This is a genomic window from Rhodococcus sp. NPDC059968, assembly GCF_042738615.1.
Taxonomy (GTDB): Bacteria; Actinomycetota; Actinomycetes; order Mycobacteriales; family Mycobacteriaceae; genus Rhodococcus_F.
Genome location: NZ_JBHWUE010000056.1, coordinates 58,705 through 69,049 on the forward strand (window position 1 = coordinate 58,705; position 10,345 = coordinate 69,049).

At 64.4% G+C, this 10,345-nt stretch carries 11 protein-coding genes and 1 pseudogene; 5 read left to right on the forward strand and 7 right to left on the reverse strand.

The genetic code is table 11. The annotated features are described in order from the left end of the window. Positions 1-337 precede the first annotated feature (337 nt). Positions 338-664: a hypothetical protein gene (locus tag ACFWAY_RS34420; RefSeq protein WP_378452616.1), complete on the forward strand. Its 327-nt coding sequence runs from the start codon at positions 338-340 to the stop codon at positions 662-664. A gap of 72 nt (positions 665-736) precedes the next feature. Beyond that, the gene (locus tag ACFWAY_RS34425) at positions 737-1,063 is read left to right on the forward strand and encodes a hypothetical protein (protein ID WP_378513684.1); all 327 of its coding nucleotides are present in this window, start codon (positions 737-739) and stop codon (positions 1,061-1,063) included. A gap of 868 nt (positions 1,064-1,931) precedes the next feature. On the opposite strand, the gene ACFWAY_RS34430 is transcribed toward ACFWAY_RS34425, so the two are convergent. From ACFWAY_RS34430 to ACFWAY_RS34450, 5 genes are all read right to left on the reverse strand, one after another. Then, positions 1,932-3,335 (reverse strand): FAD-dependent oxidoreductase, encoded by a 1,404-nt coding sequence (locus ACFWAY_RS34430; RefSeq protein ID WP_378513685.1) that lies wholly within the window; start codon positions 3,333-3,335, stop codon positions 1,932-1,934. A 16-nt stretch (positions 3,336-3,351) separates the two neighbouring features. Next, on the reverse strand, positions 3,352-4,239 hold the full coding sequence (locus ACFWAY_RS34435; RefSeq protein WP_378513686.1) for a diiron oxygenase: 888 nt from the start codon (positions 4,237-4,239) through the stop codon (positions 3,352-3,354). A 481-nt stretch (positions 4,240-4,720) separates the two neighbouring features. Beyond that, a complete protein-coding gene (locus ACFWAY_RS34440; protein ID WP_378513687.1) occupies positions 4,721-5,596 on the reverse strand; it encodes an ABC transporter substrate-binding protein in 876 nt (291 codons plus the stop codon). Positions 5,597-5,647: 51 nt separating this feature from the next. Next, positions 5,648-6,391 carry an SDR family NAD(P)-dependent oxidoreductase gene (locus ACFWAY_RS34445; protein ID WP_378513688.1) on the reverse strand — a complete coding sequence of 248 codons (744 nt, stop codon included), beginning with the start codon at positions 6,389-6,391 and terminating at the stop codon, positions 5,648-5,650. 307 nt (positions 6,392-6,698) lie between these two features. Beyond that, the gene (locus tag ACFWAY_RS34450) at positions 6,699-6,992 is read right to left on the reverse strand and encodes a hypothetical protein (RefSeq protein WP_378452610.1); all 294 of its coding nucleotides are present in this window, start codon (positions 6,990-6,992) and stop codon (positions 6,699-6,701) included. A gap of 214 nt (positions 6,993-7,206) precedes the next feature. Between ACFWAY_RS34450 and ACFWAY_RS34455 the strand changes: the two genes are divergently transcribed. Next, positions 7,207-7,890, forward strand: coding sequence for a TetR/AcrR family transcriptional regulator (locus ACFWAY_RS34455; protein WP_378513689.1), 684 nt, complete (start codon positions 7,207-7,209; stop codon positions 7,888-7,890). A gap of 2 nt (positions 7,891-7,892) precedes the next feature. Here ACFWAY_RS34455 and ACFWAY_RS34460 read toward each other — a convergent pair whose 3' ends face one another. Together ACFWAY_RS34460 and ACFWAY_RS34465 are read right to left on the reverse strand one after the other, a co-directional pair. Beyond that, positions 7,893-8,210, reverse strand: coding sequence for a helix-turn-helix domain-containing protein (locus ACFWAY_RS34460; protein WP_378452608.1), 318 nt, complete (start codon positions 8,208-8,210; stop codon positions 7,893-7,895). 136 nt (positions 8,211-8,346) lie between these two features. After that, positions 8,347-8,529, reverse strand: a pseudogene (locus tag ACFWAY_RS34465) (nitronate monooxygenase); the annotation flags it as partial. A gap of 218 nt (positions 8,530-8,747) precedes the next feature. Here ACFWAY_RS34465 and ACFWAY_RS34470 point away from each other — a divergent pair. Both ACFWAY_RS34470 and ACFWAY_RS34475 read left to right on the forward strand, forming a co-directional pair. Next, positions 8,748-9,461 carry an SDR family NAD(P)-dependent oxidoreductase gene (locus ACFWAY_RS34470; RefSeq protein ID WP_378513690.1) on the forward strand — a complete coding sequence of 238 codons (714 nt, stop codon included), beginning with the start codon at positions 8,748-8,750 and terminating at the stop codon, positions 9,459-9,461. Between the two features lie 18 nt (positions 9,462-9,479). Next, positions 9,480-9,848 (forward strand): nuclear transport factor 2 family protein, encoded by a 369-nt coding sequence (locus tag ACFWAY_RS34475; protein ID WP_378513691.1) that lies wholly within the window; start codon positions 9,480-9,482, stop codon positions 9,846-9,848. Positions 9,849-10,345: the final 497 nt, after the last annotated feature.

The window sequence follows — 10,345 nt, forward strand, 5'->3', positions numbered from 1 at the left end:
TTCGATTTCCTGGTCCCCACGAGCACCCGGGCGGGCGAGGAGGATCGGATACCGCAGATGATCTGGTGACGGTCACCTTCTCGTACAGGTCAGCGCCCCACAACCGCGGCAGCATCCGAACCCATCGCGAGTCGTCGGCTGCCGAGACTTCATACGCACACCCCACTCACCACTCGGCGCCGGATGCCGGATGCCGAACCGTGGCGGTGACTACGCGCCGCGGGGGGACGCTCTCGATCCTGGGGGTGCGGACCCCACCCCTCAGGTGCCTACCCGCCGGTCTCCTGGTGACGCAGGCTGGAGACAGCCAACGATCCACACGCAAGAAGGACACTGCATGCCCCGCAACACCGCCACCCACGCAGCCCTCATCGGGCTTGCTGCCCTCGCGATCTCGCTCACCGGCACCGCCGGCACCGCCGCCGCCAAGCCCGTCTCACCCCAACCAGGCACCGGTCAAACAGCACCGGCCGACCGCAGCCCCGGCCAAACCGCCCGGGTCTACGGCACTTTCGATACCGGCAACGAGTTACAAGATCAGTGGTGCGAGGGACAGGCGGACATCGCCAACAGCCAGAGCGCTGACGGCAGAGACGGCAGCAGCGTCGAGACCGCAAACCGCGCCAACCAACGCGGATGCAAACTCTTCATCCTCTCCGAATAAGCCCCACCCAACGGAACACCCACTTCCTGACGTACGACACCCGTAACTTCAATCCACAGCACAGGACACTGCATGCTCCGCAACACCGCCACCCACGCAGCCCTCATCGGGCTTGCTGCCCTAGCGATTTCGCTCACCGGTACCGCCGGCACCGCCGCCGCCAAGCCCGTCTCACCCCAACCAGGCACCGGCCAAACAACACCGGCCGACCGCAGCCCCAACCAAACCGCCCGAGTCTACGGCACCTTCGATACCGGCAACGAAGCGCTCGACGGATGGTGCGAATCGATGGCAGATTCAGCCAACGCCGAAAGCGCAGACGGCAGAGACGCCACCAGCGTCGAAACCGCGAACCGCGCCAACCAACGCGGCTGCAAACTCTTCATCCTCTCCGAATAAGCCCCACCCACGCCCTTTGCGGCTGGCAGGAAACGTCAGCCCGGCGGCCGATTCAATCCTGCGGGAGTCGGCCACACCCGCGCCGACCTCTCCCACCAGACCATCCGCGGTGAACCGATCCACATCATCTGCCCGGTCCCCGATTCTCGACCAGCAGTCGGGAATGCGCACCGATATAGGCTTGATGCCCGAGCAAAGTGGAATGCCATGGGCCGATGTTTGTCGAACAGCCCTGGGACGTTGCCAACTGGTACTCCCAGTGGCTCAATCTCGGCGCCATCGAACGAATTTTCGGAGGAAAAACGTCCTGCTCTCCGATGGAGGCTTCGATGCGGTCCGAACCGGGCTGAAGGGCCTCGTCAACGGCGCCTCCGGCAGCATCGGTGCCGACGGCGTGGGTGGGATCCTGGGGTGCGGCATCGGCGGGGCAGTACAAAGTCGGCGGAAATCGTGACCACGTGGCGGGCGTGAACCTGACAAAACGGGCATTGCTGGGACGCGGAAAAGTCGTTCGCAAGCGCGGGGAGAATCCGCGGATCCGGGTGACCGAGCATGCGCCGGTGCGCCGATGCCGCGACAAGAAGAGTCCCACTCCGCGCCGGCCGCGGCATCGCCGTGTCCGTCGCAGTGCTCCCGCCGCGACACCACCGGTGGGGGTGAACCAGACAAAGACTGTTCCTGCGCCACAAGCGTCGGCGTCGGACACGGTAGAACCCGCAACACCGCAAGGTGTTACGGGTAGCCGTGAAGTACATCCATCTCCAACGCCAGCCACGTCAGTGGCAGGAAGTATGGCCTCTATGTAGACGCTGTCCGAACACCCCGAACGGCGGGATGCGCAGAAATGGGGTGTAGAGAAGACCGGGCGTCACACCCGCGAGTGCAGGTCTGCGGCGAGCTGCGCCACAGTTCCCGTGGCGCAGCTACGGTTGTCGCCGACGCCGCCGGAGGCGCCTCGTTTCGCCCAGCCGACTACATACAGTCCGTCGAGCCGCTCGCCCGTCTCGAGCGAGATCACTCGTCCTCGGCGGTTGGGCACGACCCCCCGCTCGTCCACGGGGATGCCGTCGATCTGCTTCGTCGTGAATCCGGTGGCGCATATCGCGGAGTCCGCGAGGAAGGTCCGACCGCTCGTCGTGGTGACGGCGACGCCGCCGGCCACTGTCTTCCCGAGATCGGTCACCTCCTGTCCGAAGGACAAAACAACGCGCAGCCTGCCCGCGTCGGTGGCGGTCGGGCCGTCTGCCGCGCAGATATCGGCAGCAGGCAGGGCGGAAATGTCACGTAGCAGCGGGGCGTCTGCACCCGCACCCGGCGGACGGCCGGAGCGGTCGATCAGCACCTCGACGTTCTCGAGGTCCAGAAGCTCGTAGAACGCCGACGGCGTGAAGGAGGCGCGTTCCGGGGCCGAGCGCGACAACACCACCACCTCCGTCACCGCTTCGGCCGCGGCACCTCGGTCGCGTGTATTGGCCATCCATCGGATGACATCGAAGGCGACGTTTCCCGCCCCGACCACGAGGGATCTCGGTCCCAGCGGCCCGCGCGGGCGAAAGCCGGACGCCCCACAGTTCTCGGCCACCAGAATGTCGATGGCCTCATAGACACCCTCGCCCCGATCCGCAGTCCTGGGTCCGAGTCTCCGCGGCTGTGAAGCGCCACACGCGAGCACTATGGCGTCGAATCTGGTCCGAAGGTCTTCGACCGAGACATCCACGCCGACTTCCGTGTTGTGGATGATCGTGACGCGATCGTCGTTGAAGGGCACGTCGAAGAGTCGGATCACGTCGCGAACGCCGACGTGGTCCCTGGAGACGCCCCGGCGCAGTAGGCCTCCGATTTCGCCGTGTTGTTCGAAGACGGTGATGCGTACCGAGGTCGATCGCCGAAGGAGTTCGCGAATGGTATACATCGCCGCCGGCCCGGATCCAACGACGGCGATCCTCGGCCTGTCGCTCGGCCTGCCCAGCGGTTGCTCGAAGCGGATCCGTCGCGACCGGGGGCGGGACTTGGCGGGAGCCTGCTCGAAGAACTCTGCGTTGCGGGCCGCGTAGGGTCGTTCGGTGACGGTCAACATCCACTCGGGTTTGATGGCAGACGCCGGGCAGGCCTCGACGCAGGCGGTGCAATCGATACACGAGCGCGGGTCGATGAATAACGTCTCGGCCGCCTCGAAACCCGCTTCGCCGGGGGCGGGATGAATGCAGTTCTGCGGGCACACCCGCACGCACGAGGCGTCCTTACAGCAATGTCCTAGGACAACATGGGTCACAACGACTCCTGCTTGCTCAGAGAAGATTCGATTTTCGGTAGATCCATCGCGCGCCGAAATTCAGCAGCCCTTCTCTGCTCAGGAATTCGATAAACGGTTCTGCGGCCCTGCGGAACATTATCCGGTGGTGTTCGTTTGCGGCGATTTCCGGCCCCACGACCTTCCAATCCAGGCCGAGGTCCTCGTACATTCGACGATTGACCAGGCTCTTCGCGACGAGATGCGTTCCCATCGCGATGACCAGAGTGCTGACAAACCGTCGGACGCGCGAAATCTTGATCAACCGAGTGCGGATCTTCTGACGCGCGTACGCCATGTGCCGGGATTCCTCGATAACATGGATATAGCAAGCCCTGCGGATGGGCGCGGCGACGTCTTCGCTCGCCATCCAATCACGTTGCATGACGTCGAAGATCTCTTCTCCGGCCAGTACGATTCCGTACGCCACCTCGTCCCATGCGATGGTCCTGAACAGCCATCCGAAAAAGTCCAGTGAGCGGTCGCGTCTATAAAAGTGCGATCCGATGCTGTCGATGACGTTGACGAACATCAACGAGTGCAGGTTCTCGTCGGCGCATTCGTTGAACAGAAACTTGATGTCCGGGCGGGCTGGGTCCGCACTGTGGCTGGCCCGGAGCAACGCCACCTGCAATCCCACCTCTAACCAGATTCCGACGCCCAGGAACTGCGCGACCTCGCTTCTGGTGAGGCGGACGCGTTCCGACTCCTCCATGGCCTCCCACGTAGCGGTGCCGAAGAGAGGCGACCACTCGGGTGTCATCCCGTGAAATTCGGCGTCATCTGGATCGGATTGGCAAACCAGGGGGTCCCGCGGATCGAATGAGAGGCGCTTGGCCGATTCCAAGAGAGTCTCGAATATCGCATCCCTTCCGGAAGTCGTCATCCTTCCTTACTCCTATGTCCTGTTCCAATCGAATCTCGAATCGATTAGAGAGCTAATTTGATTATCTCAGGTGCAAAAACTCACCCTTGCGCTCTGTCTCAACTGTGTTCCGCCCGGCATTCGAGTCGGTTACGGCAGCAATCGCAGAACTTGCAGCGTACCTCGCCACCGAGTCGACGATCAGGTTGCGGCATCCACTGAATTGATCTTGATCGCCTCGGCGTTTTCATGAGAATTCAAGTAACACGCAGTTGTTCTAGGAAACCGCGGATCGAGCAGGGGCGGTCTCTATGCGCCCCGACGCCCAGAGACGTCGCCGGTCAGGGCGCACCGTCACACTGTCCTCGTGCTGGGCGAAACCGGTCAGGGCGTAACCCCAACGAATGTCGGCGTCGTATTCGCCGGCCTGCTCGGCAAGCCCCTGAACAGATTTACGCTCATGTCGACCTCCGGGTTCCCGAGAACGCATCAAACAGGCTGTTCACAAGAAATCTTGGGCGGGCGAATAGATCTCGTCGACGGCTACCTGCGCGACGCCCAGTTCGGCCGCGACGGAGTTGATCGCTTGCCGGGCTACGTCAAGGTCCACCTGGCCGTCGGGGGTGAAGTACGGGCCGATGTAGCGGTCGTAGTGCCGATGCGCTTCATCACGAGTGAGTCGGTTGAGGAACGAGGCGATGTAGTCGACGGCCAGGTGGGGCTGTTCGGCGATCGTCCGGAGGGCCCGTCGGTTGGCCCGCACCAGGGCCTGCAGCGCGGGGCTGTCCAGCGGAATATGAACAGGGTCCACGGCGACGCCCACGGTGGGGATCTGGAAGTGATCGCCCACCCAGGCAAGCAGGTGGAACCCTTCCTCCTCGGCAACCTGTTCGGGTGAGAGCGTGCTGCCGACGTAGGCAGCGTCGATGGAGCCATCCCGAAGGCGTCGCAGGTCCATCTGGTAGTCACCCGGATCGCGCACCACGCACTCAAGGTCGTGGTTGGGGTCCAGACCGTTCCTGCGCAGGACGATCCGGGCAAAACAACCGGGGGCCGTGTGAGCAGCGTGGACCGCCAGGCGGCGGCCGCGGAGCTCCTCCATGGATGTCACATCGGCGCTGCCGAGAAACCAGAACAGCGGACGATGGGTGTTGACGCTGAGCACTTTCCAGCCGATGCCGTCGGTCAGCCGCGACAACATGACGCGGCCTAGACCGATCGTTGCGCCGCGGCGCAAACGCTCCGTTTGCCAGTGGACCCCGTCGCGGATGGCGACGTGGACGCCTTCGGCCTCGTAATACCCTTCCTGGTCGGCTACATAGGCGACCAGTTCCTCGTGGATACCATGCCCGGCATAGGCCAGGTCGATCGTGTGCATGGCCGAAACCCTTCCCCGAATCTGATGACGTCCGCAGCGGCGGGACTGGTTTCACTCCATGGAAAGGCCGCCGTTGACAGGGAGGTAGTGCCCAGTGGTGAAGCCGGATTCCTCACTTGCCAAGAAGGCCACCGTCTTGGCCACTTCGTCGAGACGGACGAGGCGCCCCATAGGGTTGGTTGCGCCGAGGTGACCTATCTGCTCGGTCGTCAACTGCTCGGTCACCTTCGTTTCGTCGACCGTGGCGGGCGCGACGAGGTTCGCAGTGATCCCGTGCGGCGCCAACTCGAGCGCGATGTACCGGACGAATTGGTCCAGCGCCGCCTTGGCGGTGCCCAGTGTGATCATCCCCCCGCGGGGCTGGCGGGACAACCCCGTGCTGAGGTACACCAGCCGACCGTAGTCGCGGGAAATCATTCCCGGCACTACAGATTTGGTGACAAGGAATGCGGCGCGAAGCTCGCGGTCCAGCTTGCCGCCGAGCTGTTCCCAGCTCAAATCGGCAAACGACGTGACATCGAAGGGGATCAATGCGTTGTGCACGAGCACGTCGACTGCGCCCCACTTGTGGTTAACTTCGTCGATCATTTCGGTCACATTGTCGGGTACGGTGACGTCGGCTTGAATCGCCACGGCCTCACCGCCGGCCGCGGTCGCGGCCTGGACGACCTCGTCTGCCTCCTCGGCACTCGACCGGTAGTTGACGACAACCCGAAACCCCCGCTCGGCGAGGACGAGGGCGGTCGCCGCACCGATTCCCCGGCTGGCTCCGGTGATCAGCGCGACACGACGCATCAGCTATTCCTTCGCTCGGACCATGCGACTTCGAAATCCCCGTTCCGCGAATCAGCCATCTACATCAGCCCTCTCACGAGATCACAGGACCGAGCAAACCGTTACCGCTGCGAAGCGTGTGCAGATTGGTTCTGACACGTGCGACTCGCGTCTTTGCCGTCCTCCTCTGTGAGTCGAATGCGCTGCATTCGCGCACTCGTCTCGATTCCCACTCTTCTCGCAGCCGCGAACCTGAGTCAATATGGGTTGCGGAGGTAGTCGCGGGGCGTCGGCGACCTTCTGGCGCAGCCGCTCGAGCGATACGACGTCATTGACCTCCATTCCGGTGCTGTCCTGCCGACTGATGGCGATCGTCGGACTGCGCGGCGGCAACGCGACGACAGCGCCGGCTCATCCACCGAACGGATGCGAGCATGCGCGGCACGATGAGATACACCGAGGTGGGAACGACGACACCGGTCAACACCATTGCCCGCAGCCACATCGGCCAGCTGGCCGTGATCGGCCCCGACAAGGCCATGACCGTCATGCCCAACGTGACGAGCGGGAAGATGGACACCCAGGTGACCGCCGCCCTTACGTGGATTGAGGGGTGCGGCACCGGCACAAGATCCCGAGCATGCCAGTCCGTCCGTGGATGGCGGCGCTTGGTGGTCGCCGGAGCGAGATGCTCCACCACTGCAGCTACAAGAACAAGAGATTCCATCCTGAGGCAGCCCTTCCCGAAACTCCAACTATTCAGTTGCACTCCGCAGAGTAGGGCATGCCTCACTCATTTGCAACCAAATAGTTGGGGGTTGCCGTAGGATGACCCAATGGCATGGGACACCGAACGAACCAAAAGGCTTCTGCTCGAGGCGGGCGTTACGGAGTTCAGCGCGTTCGGGCTGGCCGGCGCCCGTGTCGATCGGATCGCCGAGAAAGCGGGCGTGAACAAAGAGCGCATCTACCAGTACTTCGGCAAGAAAGAGGCGTTCTTCAGCGCTGTTCTCGAACATGAGTTGGCGACCTCGCTGGCCGCTGTCGAACTGTCAGGTCACGGGGTCTCCGCCATCGCGGACTACGCCGGCCGCCGCTTCGATTACCAACGTGCGCACCCTACTTTCACGCGCCTGAAGTTCTGGGAGGGACTCGAGCGCGAGGCACCCGTCGCGGCGGAATCGAGGCGGAAGCACGCTCGGGCAAAGGTCGCCGACGCACGGAAAGCGGTACCCGAGCTGTCCGAGACCGACGCCCAGGAACTGCTCATCACCATCATCACCCTCGTCGACGGTTGGGTAGCTCTCCAGACCGCAGACCAGCTGTTCTCGACACAGTCTCCAGACGGTCGCGATCGGGACTCTCGCCGACGCGATTTCATCGTGATGACCGTCGAGGCCGCGACTCGCGCCGCACTCGCCCGAACGCAGGCGGTTCAGGCAGAGTCGTCACGCCATTACGGGCCGTCGGGCGCTGAGGTCCCTGCCCGCCAAGCGCCGGCCCTTGGTCGTCGGCGCTGAATTCACGGTGATACGAGGGCGATTGCGTCGAGGACGGAGACGTCGACGTTGCGGCCGCGCTCGAGCCGTGTGTAGTAGTCGACGCTGACTCCAGCGAACTGGGCCAACTCCTCACGCCGCAATCCCGGCACCCGGCGGACCGTCGGCGTGGGTGTCAGCCCAACTTGACCGAGCGAGAGCTTCCCGCGGAAGCTGCGCAGCAACTCCGAGTTCGGCCGCTTGGCGGCCGCGACCGGGCGTTGGGCATCCGTGTCGCTCACGCTGTGCCGCAGCCCGCGTCGGCTTCCGAGATAGCGGGGTACTGCCGGAACTTTGGGCAAGGCTCCTTTCACCGCTCTGACATCACCACCCGACCCGGCCGCCGCGACAGGGGGCGCCAGCAAGGCAGTAATCACCACTGCGTCGACCTTGACACGGCGGGACCTCGAGCGGAGTGAGGGTCCCGGAGTGGCCGCCCGCTGCGCGCACGGTCGCGACCTGATCGGCGAGCGTTTGCGGTGCCTTGTACCCGGCGGCGAGGAACCCGAGACCGCCGGCGCGAGCGGCGGCGATGACGAGAGCCGATGTGGATGCGCCGCCGGCCATCGGGGCCGCGATGATGGGAAGGGTCAAGTCGAGATCGGTTGCGGGCGTGCTCATGCCAATGCCTCCCTTGCTGCGAGAGGAAACAGTCTGCCCCCTCCCATGCGGTGCAGGAGCGGGGGGGGGTTGCGTTGTCTGACACTGGCGGGTGTACCCGCCGCGCGCGCATCATCGATTCGTGAGCGAAACACCCCGTGGTCCGAATCGTAGTACCGGGATTTCGGGAATTTTGCCTTTGTGCACCCACCACGATCCCGAAAGCGAGTATTCGACTCATGAGCACCACCCAGAAAGTTGCCATCGTCACCGGCGCATCCCAGGGCATCGGCGCGGCCCTGGTCACCGGTTACCGCAAGCTCGGCTACGCCGTCGCCGCGACCTCCCGCTCCATCGAAGCATCCGACGATCCCGAGGTGCTGACCGTGCCCGGCGACCTGTCCCAGCCGGGAACCGGCGCCGACATCGTCGAACAGACGCTGGCGCGGTTCGGCCGGATCGACACACTGGTGAACAACGCGGGAATCTTCGTGGCCAAGTCGTTCACCGACTACACCGACGAGGACTACGACGCCGTGACCGGCGTGAACCTGCGCGGCTTCTTCGACATCTCCCGCGGCGCCGTCGCCGCGATGCTCGCCCACAGCCGCGGCGGCCATCTGGTGAACGTCACCACCACCCTGGTCGACCACGCCAACTCGCAGGTGCCCTCGGCACTCGCATCGCTGACCAAGGGCGGGCTGAACGCGGTCACCAAGTCGCTGGCGGTCGAGTACGCGACCCGCGGAATCCGGGTCAACGCCGTCGCTCTCGGCGTCATCCGCACCCCTATGCACCCGGTCGACACGCATGAGGCGCTCGCCGCCCTGCACCCGGTCGGCCGCCTCGGCGAGATCGGCGACGTCGTCGACGCGATCCTCTACCTCGAGCACGCCGGGTTCGTCACCGGCGAGATCCTGCACGTCGACGGCGGCCAGAGCGCCGGGCACTGACAGCGAGGCGGACATCTCATGAACAGCACGGCTGAAAACGAAGAGATCCTGCGCAGGGTGCTCGACCGGTGGAACGCCGCCGTCGACGCCCACGAACCCCAGCACGTCGCCGCTGAGTTCACCGCGGACGCAATTTTCCAAGGCCTGCACCCGTATACAGTCGGACCGCAGGGTGTCGCCGACTACTACGACTCCCAGCCGCCGGGTATGACCGCCGCGTACCGGATCCTCGAAACCCGTCGACTCGCAGACGATCTGGTGCTCGGCTACCTGAGCGTCGATTTCTCCTTCACAGACAGGCCGACGCTGACCGTGTACCTGAGCGTGCTGGTCAAGCCCACGCCCGACGGCCTGCTCGCGGCTGCGCGGGCCCACCGGGCCGCCTGACATCTGATCAGCCACTATCAGGTGTCCAGGCTCAACTGAACCAGCCAGCGTAGCCCGATCAGCACTCACCCGTCGCGCGGACAAGGTCGCCATACTGGCCTGCGTCCTCGAAGGCGGCGCACTCGGAGAAGTCTCACGACTACGGCCCTGGGGTGATCACGGATGCCTCACCTGCCGGCGCGACGAACTCCGCGAACGTAGCTCCATCGACCCGGAACCGGCACTGAACGTCCCCTACGGCCAAGGCACCCAGCACCGCCCAATGACCGCAGTCGACACGGACCTTGACCTCGTCGGGCAACTTGCCGCCAAGGCAACCGTTGCGACTCTACTCGAGGCAGCTGGCATTCCCGACCAACGACTGCCCGGTGAACACATGCTCATCGCATTGCGGCCTAGCCCCAAAGCCGTGTAGTTAGCGGGGACGGCTGGCGGTCAAGAATGCGGGTCTTGGGCGTGTCGTGCGCGAATGGGTAGCGGAGCTCCGGTAGAAGAGG